Here is a 17351-nt window from a genome sequence, read left to right as displayed (position 1 = left end):
GCCTCGCTGGTCAGAGGTCGTTCAGCAACCAGGCGACGTCACGGACGAGTGCATGCCGCCACCCGACGCGGTCGTGTCCGGCGGGGGAGCGGTTGACCCGCACCGCCGCACCGGCTTTGGCCGTCAGCTCCTCCACTGCCTCGCAGTGCCGGCGCATCTTGGGCTCGTGCTCGCCGACGTCGAACGCGACCCGCAGCCCCGCCAGATCAAGGTCGCGCAGGCGTTCTGCCGTGTCGCCACCTGCCGGGCCGTCGAGCGAGATCCCGTGGCCGGGCAGCTCACGTGCCCACCAGAACGAGCCGGACTGGCACGCCACGCGCGACACGAGGTCTGGAAAGTCCAGGGCTGCGTTGAACGCGCTGAGCCCGCCGAGGCTCTGGCCCGCGACGACAAGGCGCGAAGGGTCCACGGTCACGCCGTTGTCCGCCAGCAACGGCAAGAGCTCGTCCTGAATCGCTTGCCACAACCCGGGATCGCTGTACTCGGCGTCGCGATCCCGTGGCGTGGGCAGGAAAACCAGTGTGGGCATCTTGTCTCCCGTCGCCGACTCGAAGGCGGCGACGGCCGGGTGCACGTACATCCAGTCGTCACCGTCGAGCAGCAGCACGACGGGTTCGCCGGCCTGGTGCACGCGAACTGTCTTGCGCCCCAACGTGCCGTTCCACCGGATCCGCAGCGACGGCAGGTCGAACAGGTCGTCCGGCCCCACGACCGGCCAGTGCGGCTGCGGCTCCAGGTCCGGGGTCGAGAAGATCGACCGGTTCGGGCCCGCCGCCGACGGGTTCGACGGGTCGGCGTGCTCATCCCCGTCGGCGTCGACGAAGTGGTACGTGACCCGGAACCGTTCGGGCAGCTCGACTTCCGCGGACCAGAGATCGCCGCCCTGGTGCTGGAGCTCGACCGGGTCCAGCGAACTCTCGAACACCACGGTGGCGGGGCCGCCACGCCATTCGAACTTCATCGAGCCACCGCCAGCTGGTAGGAGGAGTCACGGCCGAGCAGCTCGCGGTGTGTGCCCTCACCGGTCACCACGCCGTCGTCGAGCACGATCACGCGGTCGGCGACGTCGAGCAGCGCCGGGCTGCTGGTGATCACGACCGTGGTCCGGCCGCGCCGCAACGCCGTGACGTTGCGGGCGATGAGCTGTTCGGTCACCGCGTCCACGGCCGTCGTGGGATCGTGCAGTACAAGGATTTCCGGGTCTGCGGCCAAAGCGCGGGCGAGTGAGAGCCGTTGGCGTTGGCCGCCGGACAGGTTCGCGCCGCGGTCGCGCACGGCGTAGTCGAGGCCGTCGGAGTGCAGCGCCACGACATCGGTGAGCATCGCAGCGGACACAGCCTCGTCGACCAGCGTGCTCGTGCCGGACGGATCGACGTTGTCCCGCAACGTGCCCGCGAACACCTCGTGGTGCGACGGGTTGACCAGAAGAAACTCCCGGATGCTCTCGATCGTCAACGCGGCGATCTCCTGCTTCGCCACCCGGACGACACCTGAGTACGAAGAGGGCGGCACGTCAACGGAAAGCACCGACGCCAGCTCGGCCGCGGCCTGCGGCTGGTAGGCCGCGATCGCCACGAACTCGCCGGGCCGCACCGAGAAAGTGAGGTCCCGCAACGTTCCGTGTGTCAGTCCCTTGACCTCAAGGCCGCCATCGGGACCAGGAACCTCCACGCCCGGCGTCATGAGCGGCGGCGCGGCCAGGATCAACGCCATCCGTTCGGCCGAGGCGCGCGCGATCATGACGTACTTCGGCATCTCCGAGAACAGCTTCAGCGGTTCGATCAGGAACTGCGCCAGCCCGACCGTCATCACCAGCTCGCCGATGCCGATGCTGCCCTGGAACGTCAGGTACCCGGCCCACAGCGTCACAGCCGCCGCCAGCAACGAGTTCAACGCCAAGGACGCGCCCGCGTAGACACCGTTGACCCGCGCCACCACGATCGACTGCTTCTTTGCTTCGGTGCTCACCCGCCGATAGGCCTGGAACGCCGCGTAACTGCCGCCGAACCCGTGCAACGGCCGCAAACCGGCGATCAGGTCCGACACCTTCGCACCGGCCCGTGCGACCTTGGCCTGCTGAACTTGAGTACTCGCGCCGATCCGCCGTGACATCACGCTCAGCACGCTCAGAATCGCCGCTGTACCGACGAAAACCAGCACACCGAGCGGCACGCTGATCACCGCCAGCACGACACCTGTGATCACCACCGACACCAGGGAGCTGACCAGCAGCGGCACCACCTCGATGATGTCCGCGGTCTGGTCGGCGTCCTCGGTGGCGATCGTGAGGACCTCGCCGGACTTCAGGCCGACGTCGCGCGCCACCGGCTGCAGGCCGTGGTCCGCGACCGCGACCCGCCACCGGTGCGCCTCCGTCGTGTTCGCCTTCTGCAGGATCCGCATGCCGAACCGCCACGAGTACGAGACGGTCGCCATGACGAGCCCTAGCGCGAGCAACGCCAGACCTAAGGAACTCAGCTGCCCGCCGCGCAGTGCGTACTCGACGATCACGCCGAGCAGGATCGGCACGGCGGTCTCGGCGGCCTGGTACGACCCCATCAGCAGCGTTCCGGACGCCATCGCGCCGACGTTGCGGCGCAGGGCGGCCCGGAGAATGTCCCTGCCGGTGCGGATTTCAGTGTTCGTCAACGTGGCGCGCAATCGCTTCGGGGGTGGACAGGGCCAGCAGGTCGCGGATCGTGACGACCGGTCCGAACTCGCGGCGCAGCAGACCGATGAGCCGCACGGCGACCATCGAGTGCCCGCCCAGGTCGGTGAAGCCGCTCGTCATGCCCACCTCGTCCTCGTCGAGGTCGAGCGCCTCCGCGAACATCTCGCGCACCAGCGTCTCGGTCTCGGTCAGCTCCCGCGCTTCCTGCTGCACGAGAGTGCCGAGCGGCCGGGCCTCCGGCAAGGCGCTCGTGTCGGCCTTTCCGTTGACCGTCAACGGGATCGCGTCCACCGCGGCGTAGTGCGAGGGGCGCAGGTAGTCCGGCATGCCGGCGCCGACCTCAGCCGCGATCGACGGGATGCCCGCTCCCGGTTCGAGCACGAGGTAGGCCGCGAGCCGGTACGCGCCGTCGACCTGCGGGTCGGACTGCGCGACGGCGGCGACGAACCGGACGCCGGGATGTGCCGCGAACCGCGCTTCGACCTCGCCGAGCTCGACGCGGTGCCCGCGGATCTTGACCTGCTTGTCGGTGCGGCCCAAATACAACAGGTTGCCGTCCGGACGGCGGATCACCAGGTCACCGGTCCGGTACATCCGCTCGCCGGGCACCCACGGGCACGCCACGAACCGTTCCGCGGACTGACCGGGCTGGCCGAGGTAGCCGCGCGCGATACCAACGCCTGACACGTAAAGCTCACCCGCGACGCCGTCCGGCACGTGCCGCAGCCACGGGTCGAGCACGTAGACGTCGGTGTTGTCGATCGCCACGCCGACCACCGGGTCGACGCAGTCGAACGTGCCGACGCCCAGCGTGTTGATCGTGTACTCCGTTGGCCCGTAAAGGTTGTAGCCGATCGTGCCGGGCGTGTCCGCGAGCAGCTGCCACAACGTCGGCGTGACCGCCTCACCGCCCAGCAGCACCAGCGCGGGCTTGTGCCCTGCGGTCAGCAACCCTTCTGCCACCAGCTGCTGCGCGTAGGTCGGCGTCACGTTGATGACGTCGATCTCGTTCACCGAGCAGTACTCGACCAGCCCGGTCGCGTCGCGGCGCAGTTCCTCGTCGCAGATGTGCACCTCGTGGCCGTCGGCGAGCCAGAGCAGCTCCTCCCACGACATGTCGAACGCGAACGACACGGTGTGCGCGATGCGGAACATCCGGTGCCCGTGCTCGGCCAGCACCGGCTCGAAGATCCGCCGCTGGTGGTTGACCATCATGTTCGTCAGGCCGGCGTACTCGGTCACGACGCCCTTGGGCTTGCCGGTCGAGCCCGACGTGTAGATCGTGTACGCCGCGTGCTTGAGCCGGTTCGGGTCATCCGCTGCGAACGTGATCACCGGCTCGGCTGAGGGCCACGGCTCGTCCAGCTTGAACGTCGGGCCCTGGATGCGCGGCGCCACCCTCGACGTCGTGATGATCAACGACGGCTGCGCGTCGTCGATGATCGCGGCGATCCGCTCGTCCGGGTGGTCCAGTTCCAGCGGCACGTAGGCCGCACCACACCGCAGAATCCCGAACAGCGCGACGACCCAGTCCAGCGAGCGCGGCACCGCGATGGCGACCGACGTCTCGACGCCGATTCCGCGCGACGACAGCACGCCGGCGAGGTGGCGGCTGCGATCCCGGAGCTCCGCGAACGTCATCGTCGTGCCGTGCGCGACGAGAGCGACCCGATCCGGGTTGCGGTCGGCGGCCTGGTCGAACAGGTCGACGACGGTGAGGTTGCCGAAGTCGTTGGCGGGGTTGAGCTCCGGCGTCGGCCCAGAGCCGATCGAGCCCAGCAGGCCGTCCGTGCTGGTCAGTTCGTCCAGCACGCGCAAATAGTCGTCGAACAACCGCCCGGCGAACGCGGGATCGGTGACATCCGGCCGGTACTCGACCTTGACCGTGATCTCCTCGCCCGGCGTCACGACCCATGTGAACGGGTAGTGCGTCGAGTCCTCCGCGTCGTGGGCGGTGATCCCGTTCTTCGCGTTGAACTCGGTGAACGTGTCGTCGTCCAGGAAGTTCTGCAGCACGAACAGGTTGTCGAACAGCTGGTCGTGGCCGCTCGCGCGCTGGATCTCGCCGAGCCCGAAGTGCTCGTGCTCCATCGTCGCGACTCGCGAGGCCTGAACGGACGTCAGGAACTCGCCCACGGTGTCGTGGGGCCGCGCGGTCACCCGCATCGGCACGGTGTTCAGCAGCACGCCGACGATCCCCTCGGTGCCCTCCTCCTCACGTCCGGACACCGTCACGCCGAACACCGCGTCGCCGCGCCCGGTCTCCCGGCCGAGCACCAGCCCGAGCGCGCCGGTGACCACCGAGTTCACCGTCACGCCGTGCCGGCGCGCGGCTTCCCGCACCCGGTTCGACACCTCGACCGGCAACGTCCGCACGATCTTCGTCAGCAGCGAGTCCGAGGTGGACAGTCCACTCAGGAGTGTCGGGCCGGAGAGATCGGCGAGGTAGTCCGCCCAGAACCGTTCCGCGGCCGCCGCGTCCTTCGAGGCCAGGGCGCGGGTGTAGCTCTCGAAGCTCGGCGTGGCGGGCGTCGAGTCGACGGTCTCGCCCGCGAGCAACGCGCGGTAGGCGTCGAACAGGTCGTCCAGCACGATCGCGCGCGACCAGCCGTCCCACAGCAGCAGGTGGGCGGTGAACAGCAACGTGTCACAGCCGTCCGGCAATCGCAGCACGGTCAGCCGCACCAACGGCGGTGAGGTCAGGTCGAAGCCCGTGGCACGGTCCTCGATCCGCAACGCCTCGACGGCGTCGGAGTTCAGCACGTCGACCGTGCGCACCGGCACCTGGTCACTGGTCCCCAGCACCTGCACCGGCGTGCCGTTCTCGTCCGGCACGAAGCCCGCACCGACGACCGGGTGCTTTGCGATGACGTGCGCCAAGGCCTTGCCGAGCGCGCCGGGGTCGAGCCGCCGGTCGAACGTGAAGCAGCTCTGCGCCACGTACTGGCCGGACTTGCCCGCGAGCTCCGCCTGGAAGTACAGGCCGCGCTGCAACGGCGAGACCGGCGCGGTGTGCCGCACGGTCGCCGAGGCGTCCGCGATCCGTTCCAGCGCCAGCAGCCACCGTGCCGCGATCTCGTCCGACACGTCCTCGGTCAGCCCGAACGTGGCGCGCAACGAGCCGGTGGTGTCGACCCAGCAGTTGACCTCGACGGCATACGGGCTCGGCCGGTTCTCCGGATCGACGTGCAGGGCCTGCGACTCGCTGCCGCGGCCGAGGTAGTTGAACAGCACCTGCGGGCGGGGCAACGCGGCCAGCACGGGTGCTGTCTGCGGGTTCAGGTACCGCAGCTGACCGAACCCGACGTGCGCGGCCTCGTCCGGTTGCCGCGCGACAACCTCTCCTGCTGCCGCGACCGGATCCGTTGCGGGGCTGAGCTTCACCGGCGCGACCGCGGTGAACCAGCCGACCGTGCGGGTGTAGTCGTGGTGTTCGGCGGCGGGGACGCGGCCGTGCCGTTCGAGGTCGATCGCCAGCTCGGTCGGCGTGCTCTGGATCTCGGTGAGCGCGGTCCGCAGCGCGCCCAGCAGCAGTTCGGTCAGGCCGATGCCGAGCGCGGTCGGAGCCTTCTGCACGACGCTGCCGGTGATGTCGGCGGCGAGCGTGACGGTGACCTGGCGTCGTGCGCCGAGCTGCGGCGTGAGCACCGGGGCGTCCAGCGTCTCGATCCACCGGCGCAGGTCACCGCCGGACTGGGCGTCGAGCGCCAATGCCGCGGCGTACGTGGCGAACGACGTCGTCACCGGCGCGAGCTCCTCGCCCCGCATCGCGACGGCGAGGTCTTCGAGCAGGATCATCCAGGACACCGCGTCCACCGCGAAGTGGTGCACCACGACGACGAGCGTGCGGCTGTTCTCCAGCCAGGTGAACGCCGCCATGACACCGGCTTCGGCGTCGAGCCTGCCCGCGGCTGCCTCGGCGGCCTCCTGCGGGTCGTCCGCCGACACCACGACCTCGACCTCGGCCGCCGGTTCGGTCCGCAGCGACCACACGCCGTGGTCGGTGTTCAGCCGCAACCGCAGCGCGGGATGCGTTGCCACGACTGCGTTCGCCGCGCGCCGGGCGTCCGTGAGGCTCGCGCACGGAAGCTGTCTCGCCTGTGCGAAGTTCTCGAGCGATCCGCCGAGCTCCCGCAGCCGCAACACGATCGGCGTCGGCACGACCGGTCCGTCGGAGATCTCCTCCACGACCGGTGCCACGACCGGTGCCACGGACTGCGCCGCGAACTTCTCCGCAAGCGCTCGCGGGGTCTTGTGCAGGAACATGTCACGTGGCGAGAACGCCAGCCCCAGCGCCCGCGCCCGGTTCACCACACCGATCGCCACGATGCTGTCGCCGCCCGCCACGAAGTAGTCGGTGTCGGCGTCGACATCGGACACCGGCAGGGCGTCGCGGAAGATCTCGACCAGCGCGTCGAGCACGGAGGCGTTCGCCGCGACGACCGGAGCATCGGCCTGGCGGGCGCGCTCTTCCAGCGCGGCACGGTCCAGCTTGCCGTTGACCGTGATCGGCAGCGCGGCCAGCGGGATGATCCGCTGCGGCACCATGTGCTGCGGCAGCTTCCCGGCGAGGACCGACGTGAGGTCGGCGGGCGGCGTGCCCACGACGTGCGCGACGAGGTGATCGGCGGTGTCCGCCACGGTCACGGCCACGTCGGTCACGCCGGCGACCTCGCGGACGACGGACTCGATCTCGCCCAGTTCGATGCGGAAACCGCGCAGCTGCACCTGGCCGTCGGCGCGGCCGAGGAACTCGAGGTCGCCGTCCAGGTTCCTCTTCGCCAGGTCACCGGTGTGGTACATCCGGGAGCCGTCGCCCGCGAACGGGTCGGCGACGAACCGGCTCGCCGAGAGTCCCGGCCGGTTCGCGTACCCGTGCGCGAGCTGCGGGCCGGCGAGGTAGAGCGAGCCGACGACGCCCGGCCCGACCGGCCGCAACCGGTCGTCGAGCACGTAGGCCTGCTGACCAGGCACGGAAGAACCGATCGGGCTGCCCTCGGGACGGCCGGGGTCGTAGTCGTAGTCGTCGAGCACGTGCCGTGTGGTGTACACAGTGGACTCGGTCGGGCCGTAGCAGTTCGCGAGGTCCGGCCGCCGGGTGCCGTACCGCGCCGCCCAGTCGCGCATCCGGCCGGGTTCCAGCACCTCACCGCCGATGATGAACCGGCGTACGGTCGTCAGCGGCTCGCTGTGCTTGTCCGCCTCGATGAACTGGTAGAAGGCGGACGGCGTCTGGACGATGAAGGTGACGCCGCGTTCCCGCACCAGCCGGTGGAAGTCGGCCGTCGAGCGGGTCAGCCCGCGATCGGGCACCACCAGCTCGGCGCCGTTCGTCAGCGCGCCCCACAGCTCCAGCACCGAGGGGTCGAACGAGAACGAGTGGAACTGCGTCATCACGTCGTCCGGCCCGAAACCCATGTCCGGCTGGATGTTCGCCAGGAACGTCACCGCGCTGCGGTGCGACATCACGACGCCCTTGGGCTTGCCGGTCGACCCGGACGTGTAGATCACGTACGCCGGGTGCAGCCAGGTCGCCGGGGTGATCACGCCGGTGCCGGGCACCTCGTCGCCGATCGCGACCACTCGTGCGGCGCTGCCGGTCCGGGCCACGATCGCGGCGAAGCGATCGCGTTGCCCGGGGGCGATGAGCACGACCTGCGGCGCGCTGTCGGAGATCAGGTACTCGAGCCGGTCGTCCGGGTACGCCTCGTCGAGCGGCAGGTACGCGCCACCCGCGGACACGACCGCGATGAGCGAGACGACCTGCTCCAGCGAACGTGGCACGGCGACGGCGACGCGTTCGTGCGGCCCGACCCCGGCGTTCGCGAGCGTGCGCGCCAGCCGGTTCTTCGTCTCGGCCAGTTCGCCGTACGACAGGCTTTCCGAAGTGCCGTCGATCCGGCAGAACGTCACGGCGCGCGCTTCGGGTGCACGCTCCGCGGCCGCGTCGAACAGTTCGGCCAGCGTGGCGGGCTTCACCACAGCGGGTTCGGCACTCTGCGGCGCCGGAATGCTCTCGCCGGCCAGCAGGGCGCTGAGCGTGGCGGCGAAGGTCTCCACGATCCGGCGTGCACCCGCCGGGCGGACGACCGCGGTGTCGTGGATCAGGTTGAAGCGCAACGATCCGTCGTGGTCGCGCATGACCACCAGGGTCAGCGGGTAATGGGGCGCGCCTTCGTTGACGACGTCCGCGATGCCGAACGAGCTGCTGCGCAACGAGGTCACGTCGGTCGCGACGTCGAACACGACGAGCGTGTCGAACAGCGATCCGGCGCCGGCGAGCTTGCCGATCCTGCTCAGCGACACGTGCTGGTGCGGCAGCACGGCGGTCTGGTGCGCGCGCATCGCGTCCAGCAGCTCGCGGGCGGACATGCCGCCGGACCACTTGGCGCGCACGGGAATCGTGTTGATGAACAGGCCGACGAGCTCGTCGATGCCGGGCACGTCGGCATCACGGCCCGACACGGTCGAGCCGAACACGACGTCCTTGCGGCCCAGGATCCCGCCGAGCGTCACGGCCCACGCGCTGTGCACGGCGACGCTGAGCGACACCCCGGCCGCCCGCACTCGTTCGTCCACATCGGACGGTGCGTCGAGGATGCTGTCGGCGAACCGTTCGGACGGCACGTGGTCCGGCACGGTGATCGACGGTCCGGTCAGGCCGGCCAGCTCGCTCGCCCAGACGCGGTCGCTCTCGTCGGGATCGCTCTCGACGAGCCACCGCACGTAGTCCGAGTAGCTGCCGCGCACGTGCACCGACCCCGGCGCGTCGTACTCGGCCAGCAACGCGCGCAGCATCGGCGGCACCGACCAGCCGTCCGCGATGATGTGGTGCACGGTCTGCACCAGCACGTACTTCTGCGGCGCAGTGCGGATCAACGTGTAGCGCATCAGCGGACCGGTGGCGAGGTCGAACCCGGCGACGCGGTCGCGTTCGGCGAGCTCGCTGATCTCGTCGTCGGTCATGCCCTGGCCGTTCACCGTGGTGAACACCGGCCGCACACCCGACTCCAGCACCGACACGACCCTGCCGTCGGCGAGGCTCGCGAACCGGGCGGCCAGGTTCGGGAACAGGTCGAACACCCGCGCCGCCGCTTCTTCGAGCCTGCGGGCGTCGACGGCACCGGTCAGCGTCAGCAGCTGCTGCTCGACGTACCGGTGCGCGGAGTCGTCGTCGAAGACGGAGTGGAAGTACAGGCCTTCCTGCAACGGCGTCAGCGGGAGGATCTCGCGCAACACCGGGGAGTCCAGCGCGTCGACGTCTGCCTGGGTGAGCGGCAGCAGCGGGAAGTCGCTGGGGGAGTGGCCGCCGGTGCCGAGCTCCGCCAGGCCCTCCAGCGCGGCGACGAAGTACTCGCCGATCTTGGCGGTGTCCTCGTCCGTGAAGACCCCATCAGGCCACGACATCACCGTGACCAGTTCCAGGTCGCCGTCCGCGCCGGGTTCGGCGGAGGCGTTGAACTCCAGGGCGCGCGGCAGCCGCATCGCCGGGTCGCGCTTCTCGCCGAGCTGACCGGCGTTCTCCGCGAGCTGCCAGTCGCCGGTCGTACCACCGGAGAACCGGCCGAGGTAGTTGAACAGCACCTGCGGGCGCGACGCGTCGAACTCGGTGCGTCCCAGGTACTTCAGAGCGCCGTAGGAGACGCCGTTGCTCGGCACCCGCGCCAGGTCTTCCTTGACGCGCTTCAAAGCCGCAGCGAGATCGTTGACGTCGACCGGGTCGACCGTCACCGGGAACAACGTCGTGAACCAGCCGACCGTGCGCGACAGATCGGGGTCGCGCGGCACGAACCGGCCCTCGCGGCCGTGGCCCTCCAGCTCGATGTGCGCGAACGTCTGGTCCTGGCCGTTGTCGCGCCGCCAGCGGGCCAGCGCGACCGCGAGACCGGTCAGCAGCACGTCGTTGACCTTGGCGTGGAACAAGGCCGGCACGTCGCCCAGCAACGCCGCCGTGGCCCGCGAACCGACCATCACGGTGCGGACCTGTTCGCCGGCGACGACATCGTTATCGGTCAGCTCACGTCGGCCGAGCAACTGGTCCACGCCCGGCAACGCGCGCTCGTAGTAGGCGCGGTCCCCCTCGAAGCCGGCCTGCTCCAGCAGCTGCGTCCAGCGCCGGAACGACGTGCCGACCGGACGGAGCTCTACGGGCTTGCCAGCCGAAACCTGTTGCCACGCAAGGGCGAGATCGTCGAACAGGATCCGCCACGAGACGCCGTCGATCACCACGTGGTGGATCACGAGCACGAGCTGCCGTGCCGCGGGCCGCCACACCGCGCGCAGCATGATGCCCGCGTCCGGGTTGAGCCCTTCGGTGGCCGCTTCGACGCACTCCTCCAACGGAGCGTCGCTCGCTTCCCACAACGCGTGCCCGTCCGCCGGGATGTCGAACGACCACCGCTCGCCCCGGACCAGCTTGGCGCGCAACATGTCGTGCCGCGCGACGACCGCGTCGAGGATCTGCGTCAAAGCGCCGGAGGTCAGCTCGGCCGGCGTGTTGAGCACCACCGACTGCACGAACCCGTCGATCGCGTCCGTGGTCTCCCCGAGCCACTGCACGATCGGCAGACCCGCCACCGGACCGGTCGGGACGTCGTCGTGGTCGACAGCAGCACCTTCGCGGGATGCGACAGCGGCCAGAGCACGCGGAGTGCGGTTCACGAAGATCTGGGTGGCGGTGACGTACACGCCTTCCGCCCGCAACGCCGACAGCAGCGAGATCGCGAGGATGCTGTCGCCGCCCAGTTCGAAGAAGTCCTGGTCCGCGCCGACCTGCTCGACCCGCAGCACCGACGCGACGGCCGCGCAGATCACGGCCTCGTCGTCGTTGGCGGCGGCGGTCACCGGACCGGTCTCCACCACGGGCTCGGGCAGCGCGCGGCGGTCGAGCTTTCCGTTGGGAGTCAACGGGAACTCGCTCATGACCACGATCTGCGCCGGCACCATGTACTCGACGAGGTGCTCGGTCGCCCACTGCTTCACGGCGTCCGGGGTCAGCGAGGCATCAGACGGCACGACGTACCCGACGAGGTAGCTGCCGCCGGCGGAGTTCCTGCGCACCACGACACAGGTGTGCCGGACGCCGGGGTGCTCGGCGAGCGCGACCTCGACGTCCTCCAGCTCCAGCCGCATGCCGCGGATCTTGACCTGGTTGTCGACGCGGCCGAGGAAGTCGAGCGACCCGTCCGGTGCGAACCGCGCCAGGTCACCGGTCCGGTACAGGCGCGAGCCGTCGGTGGCGAACGGGTTCGCGACGAACCGCGACGCGGTGAGGCCGGGTGCGTTCACATACCCGCGCCCCAACAGGAACCCGCCGATGTACAGCTCGCCGCCGACACCGGGAGGGCACGGCCGCAGCTGGTCGTCGAGCACGTACAGGTCGGTGTTGGGGTTCGCCTTGCCGATTGACGTCGACAGCCGCTCGGCCTCGCCGCGGTAGATCACGTGCGAGACGCCGATCGTGGCCTCGGCCGGGCCGTAGCCGTGGTACATCGGGATGTCGAGCTGCGTGCGGAACCGTTCGTACAGCTCGGGAGTCAGCACCTCGCCGCCGCACCACACGTGCCGCAGGCTTTCCAGCTCATCGTCGCCGGCGATGTTCAGCAGCACGTCCAGCATCGACGACACCAGGTACACGAACGTCACGCGGTGCCGGGCGATCGTGGCCAGCAGGTGGTGCGGGTCGCGTTCGCCACCGGACCGCACGACCACGGCCCGGCCGCCGCACACCAGCGGCAGGAAGATCTCGTTGATGGAGATGTCGAACGACAGCGGCGCCTTGAACAGCGACGCGTCCGAGTGTCCGAAGTGGAGGATCTGGTGCACCTGCCACAGCAGGCGCTCGCTGATCGCCTCGTGCCGGATCATCGCGCCCTTGGGGCGGCCGGTCGAGCCGGACGTGAACATCACGTACGCGAGCTGCGCGCCGGCGATCCGCACGTCGGTGGGTTCGCCCGAGTACCGGGTGAAGTCCCAGGAATCCAGGTCGATCGCGACGGCGCCGGGCTCGTTCTCCAGGCCAGTGCCCAGAAGCAGGACGACCTGGGCGTCGGTGATCACGGACTGGCGGCGGGAAGCCGGCCACTGCGGGTCGAGCGGCACGAACGCGCCACCGGCCTGCAGCACGGCGAGCAGGCCGACGATCATCTCGGCCGAGCGGTCCAGCGAGATGCCGACGACCTGCTCGGCGGTCACCCCGCGCTCGATCAGGAAGCGAGCCAGCTGGTTGGAACGGGCCAGCGTCTCGCCGTAGGTGAAGGCACGATCGCCGTCGTTGATCGCGACGGCGTCCGGCCGCGCGGCAGCCTGCGTGCGGAACAGTTCGACGATGCTCGGCCGTTCGCGCGGGAACTCGTTGTCGTTCCAGCGGGTCAGGTCCGCGAGCCGCTCGTCCAGCGTCTGCGCGGTCAGCGTGCCGATGGCGCGGTTCGGGAACTCGACGAGGTCGTCCAGCACCCGCTGCGCCGCACCGGCATCGACCCCCGACGGCAACGGAATCCGCCAGCCGTCAGCTTCTTCGGCAACGTCCGACTGCTGACCCTTGTCGGCCCACACGAGCAGATCCCCGAAAAGCGTTGCGGGCGAGAGTTCCAGCCCGCCGACGATCAGCGAGGGATCCGCCCAGTGCGTCAGCGCCACCGCACTCGCGACGGCGATGGTCCGCTGCGGGTACTCACCGGCACGGCGCCGAACAGAGGCGATCCGGTCGGTCGAAAGCAGCACCTGTTCCATATAGGTGAGCCTAACCTAAGTATTCGCCGATCCGAATCGCCAAGCAGCCCAAAGTGCCGCGTAACGCCCGTCACGCGCGACGAGTTCCTCGTGCGTGCCCTGCTCGAGAACGCGGCCGGCGTCCAGGACCGCGATCCGGTCTGCCGCGATCGCCTGAGTCAGCCGATGTGCCACCAGAAGCGTCGTGCGGCCACGGCAGGCGGCCAGTGCGGCCCGTTCCAGCGCGGCGGCACCCTGGCTGCCCGCCTCGGCCGTCGACTCGTCCAGCACGACGACGGGGGAGCGGCCGAGCACGAGCCTGGCCAGCGCGATCTGGGCGATCTTGGTCACGTCCAGGCGTTCACCGCCCTCACCGACATCGGTCTGCAGGCCTTGCGGAAGCGTTTCGACCCACGAGTCCGCGCCCACGGTTCGCAGCGCGGACATCAGTTCCTCGTCGCTCGCATCCGGTGCGGCCAAACGAAGATCCTCGGCGAGCGGACCGGCGAAGACGTGCGCTTCCTGAGTCAGGATGCTGACCAGCGCACGTGCCCCGGCCTCGTCCACGCCGGCGAGATCGGTCGGCCCGATGTGCACGGACCCGGTCAGGGGAGTCCCGGTACCGGCCACCAGCGCGGCCAGCGTCGTCTTGCCCGCACCGGTCGCGCCGACCAGCGCCAGCGACGTCCCCGCGGGGATTTCCAGCGAGATGTCCGCAAGCACGTCGTGCTCGGATTCGGGATAGCGGAAGGAAAGTCCGCGCACCGAGACCGGAAGTGGTTGTGCGCCGCCATCGACCGCCACCGCACTGCGCACCAGCGAGTCGCCGTCGGATTCCGACAGCACGCCGACGAGACGCGTCAGCCCGGCGCCGGATTTCTGCGCCTCGTCGAAGAACGCCATGATCAGGCCGAGCGGCACGAACAGCTTGTGGAACAGCAGCGCCGCAACGGAAACCTGGCCGAGCGAAGACTGCCCGCTGGTCACCAGGAAGTAGCCGGCCACGATGATCAGCCCGAGCCCGATGAACTCGGCGCGGTTCTCCCGCCCGATGAACCGGCCGAAGAACCGGAAGACGTCGATGCCGATGTTGCGCACCCGCCACGACTCGGCGGTCACCTTGTCGCGGAAGGCGTTCTCCAACCGGTATGCGCGAACCGTCGCGATGCCGTCGAGACCGCTGATCAACGCCTGGGCGCGGTCGGCCTGAGCCTCGGAGCGCGCGCGGTACAGAGGCTGGGAACGCGGGAGATACCAGCGCAACGCCAACGCGTAAGCGGGCAGCGCACACGCACCCGCCAGGCCGAGCCGCCAGTCCAGCCCGAACATGCCCGCAGTGGCGATCACGACCAGCACGACCGCCGAGAAGATCGTCGGGATCGCCATGCGGAAACCCTTGGAGATGACGGCGACGTCGTCACCGACGCGCGACAGCACGTCTCCGCGGCCGACCTCCTCGATGCGCGCGCTCGGCATCCCGAGCACCGCGCGAACAGCGCCTTCCCGAAGCCGTGCCAGCATTTCCGCGCCCACCCGGCCGACGAGATACGTCGAGACCGCGGTCATCACCGCCCCGGCCAGCGCTGCCAAGACGGTCGCGATGCCGACAGACCAGAGGATCGAACCGTTTCGACCCTGCACGATCCCGTCCACCACAGTGCCCAGCAGGAACACCGGGACGACCTGCAGCACCGCCCCCGCCACCGTCGCCAGCACGGTGGCGATCGGCAGCAGGGGAGCGGCGCGGCAGTGGTCGAGCAACCAGCGGGAGGCCTCCCGCCCGGACGCCGTGCGCAGGATCTTCGACGGCGCGCCGGAGACGCTCGTGGTCACGAGAGGAGGCCTTTCGCCGGGGTTGTGCGGATCAGCCGGCGGTCTTGGCCGACTTGACCAGCTCGTCGATCGCGTAGGGCAGGGACGGGAGGGTGGCCTGCGAGATCGCGGCGCCGACCGCCGGGCCTTCGCTGTCGAGCAGCCACGTGACCTTGCCGGCCTTGACCGCGGGCAGGTTCGCGAACAGCTGGAAGTTCTTCAGCGCGTCCGCGTCCGCCTTGTCGGCGATCACGAAGATGCGGTCGGTGTTGATCAGGTCGATCTTCTCGGGCGAGAGCTTGGCGGAGAAGTCGCCGCCCGCGATCTCGTCGACCTTCGAGTTGCCCTTGAAGCCGATGCCGGTCACGAGCTGGCCGCGCACGTCGGTGGTGGTGAACGGCACGATCGCGTCCTTGTACCAGGTCACCACGCTCGCGGTCTGGTTCGCGAAGTCCGGGTTGGCCTTCTTGGCGTCCGCGAGCTTGTCGTCGAGGCCCTTGATCAGCTTCGCGCCCTCGTCACCCTTGCCGACCGCCTTCGCGATCTGCAGCACGTTGTCCTGCCACTTCGCGCTGAAGGGCTCCTTCTCCTCCTTGGTGCGGCCGACCACCGGCGCGATCTTGGTCAGCTTGTCGTACCAGTCCTGGGTGGCCTCGGAGTAGACGGCGACGATCAGGTCGGGACGCAGCTGCGCGATCTTCTCGTAGTTCGGCTCGGTGTCACCGTTCTTCATGACGACCTCGGGCGTGGCCGAACCCCACTTGTCCTTCACCCAGGCCCACTGGGTGTTGATGTCGGGCTTGGTGCCCTCGGGGTTCGTGTACTGGTCGACCATGCCGACCGGGACGACGCCGAGCGCGAGCAGCGTCTGGTCGTCGGTGTAGCCGAGGGACAGGACGCGCTTGGGCGCTTCCTTGATCTCCGTCGTGCCGAAGAAGTGCTCGACCTTGGTCGGGAACGTGCCACCGGAAGCGTTGTTCGCGCCGGGCGTCGAGGCCGGAGTGGAGGAACCACACCCGGCGAGGACGGTCGCCCCGACCACCGCGGCTGCTGCCACGGCCGTCAAACGCTTCCAGGTCATGGCTGTTCGCTGGCCCATTCGGCACCTCTTCGTTCGCTGCCCACGCGGCGGGGAAATTAGGACAGGCGAACCTTATCACCCGGTTAGGGCAGGCTAACCTAGGCGTTCGTCACTCGTCGGCGTCACGTGCGTCCGTCCGATGGGAACGATCAAGGGGCGTTCGCTCACCGGGTCGTCGATCACCTTCGCCTGCAGGCCGAACGTGTCCAGCAGCAGGTCGCTCGTGATCACCTCGCTCGGATGTCCTTGAGCCACAATGGATCCGGACTTCATCACGATGAGGTTGTCGCTGTAGCGGACCGCGAGGTTCAGGTCGTGCAGCACCATGACGATCGTGCAGCCGCCCTCGTGCAGGTCGTCGACGAGGTCGATCACGTCGATCGCGTGCGCGAGGTCCAGGTAGGTCGTCGGCTCGTCGAGCAGCAGCAGGTCCGTGCCCTGGGCGAGCGTCATGGAGATCCACACGCGCTGCCGTTGCCCACCTGAAAGCGAGTCGACGGGACGGTGGGCCAGGTCGGCGACACCGGTCATCTCCAGCGACTTCGCGACGATGCCGGCGTCGTCGCTGGACCACTGGCGGACCCAGCTCTGGTGCGGGTGCCGGCCGCGGGCGACCAGGTCGGCGACGGTGAGCCCGTCCGGCGCGATCGGGGCCTGCGGGAGCAGACCCATCTTCTTCGCGACGTCCTTGGTCCTGAGGCGCGCGATGTCGTGACCGTCGAGCAGCACCGTGCCCTGGCGCGGTTTGAGCAGCCGGGACAGGGTGCGCAGCAGAGTCGACTTGCCGCAGCCGTTCGGCCCGATGACCGTGGTGATGACGCCGGTCGGGATGGAGACGTCCAGGTTGTCGAGGACGACGCGGTCGCCGTACCCGACCGTGACACCGTCGGTGCCCAGCCGGGCGACATCGTTGCGCAGCGCGGTCATAGGGAAACCTTACCTAACTGGCATCGGGCGCCCTCTCCCGAAGTGCGGGGAGGGCGCCCGAGGTCAGGTGATCAGCGCTGGAGCGTCAGCACGGCCGGCCGCCAGGGCAGCGAGTTGTACGGCTGACCGTCGGAGCTCGGACTGCGCCCC

The 17351-nt window shown here is 69.5% G+C and carries 6 protein-coding genes; all 6 read right to left on the bottom strand.

The features are described from left to right. Window positions 1–10: 10 nt before the first annotated feature. Window positions 11–961, bottom strand: a complete 951-nt coding sequence (locus tag UK23_RS04610) for an alpha/beta hydrolase-fold protein (protein ID WP_052684353.1) — start codon at window positions 959–961, stop codon at window positions 11–13. Next, a complete protein-coding gene (locus UK23_RS04605) occupies window positions 958–2649 on the bottom strand; it encodes an ABC transporter ATP-binding protein (RefSeq protein ID WP_045310173.1) in 1692 nt (563 codons plus the stop codon). Before UK23_RS04605 ends, UK23_RS04610 begins: the two co-directional genes overlap by 4 nt. Beyond that, the gene (locus UK23_RS04600) at window positions 2636–13402 is read right to left on the bottom strand and encodes a non-ribosomal peptide synthetase (protein WP_045310093.1); all 10767 of its coding nucleotides are present in this window, start codon (window positions 13400–13402) and stop codon (window positions 2636–2638) included. The genes UK23_RS04605 and UK23_RS04600 overlap by 14 nt, the downstream gene beginning before the upstream one ends. A 15-nt stretch (window positions 13403–13417) precedes the next feature. Beyond that, window positions 13418–15214 (bottom strand): ABC transporter ATP-binding protein, encoded by a 1797-nt coding sequence (locus UK23_RS04595; protein WP_045310092.1) that lies wholly within the window; start codon window positions 15212–15214, stop codon window positions 13418–13420. Between the two features lie 31 nt (window positions 15215–15245). Next, window positions 15246–16274, bottom strand: a complete 1029-nt coding sequence (locus UK23_RS04590) for an iron-siderophore ABC transporter substrate-binding protein (protein WP_196777607.1) — start codon at window positions 16272–16274, stop codon at window positions 15246–15248. A gap of 93 nt (window positions 16275–16367) precedes the next feature. After that, window positions 16368–17201, bottom strand: a complete 834-nt coding sequence (locus tag UK23_RS04585) for an ABC transporter ATP-binding protein (protein WP_045310090.1) — start codon at window positions 17199–17201, stop codon at window positions 16368–16370. Window positions 17202–17351: the final 150 nt, after the last annotated feature.

Source organism: Lentzea aerocolonigenes (assembly GCF_000955955.1).
Taxonomy (GTDB): Bacteria; Actinomycetota; Actinomycetes; order Mycobacteriales; family Pseudonocardiaceae; genus Lentzea; species Lentzea aerocolonigenes_A.
The sequence above is the reverse complement of the archived record's forward strand: the minus strand, read 5'-3'. Positions and strand labels throughout refer to the sequence as shown.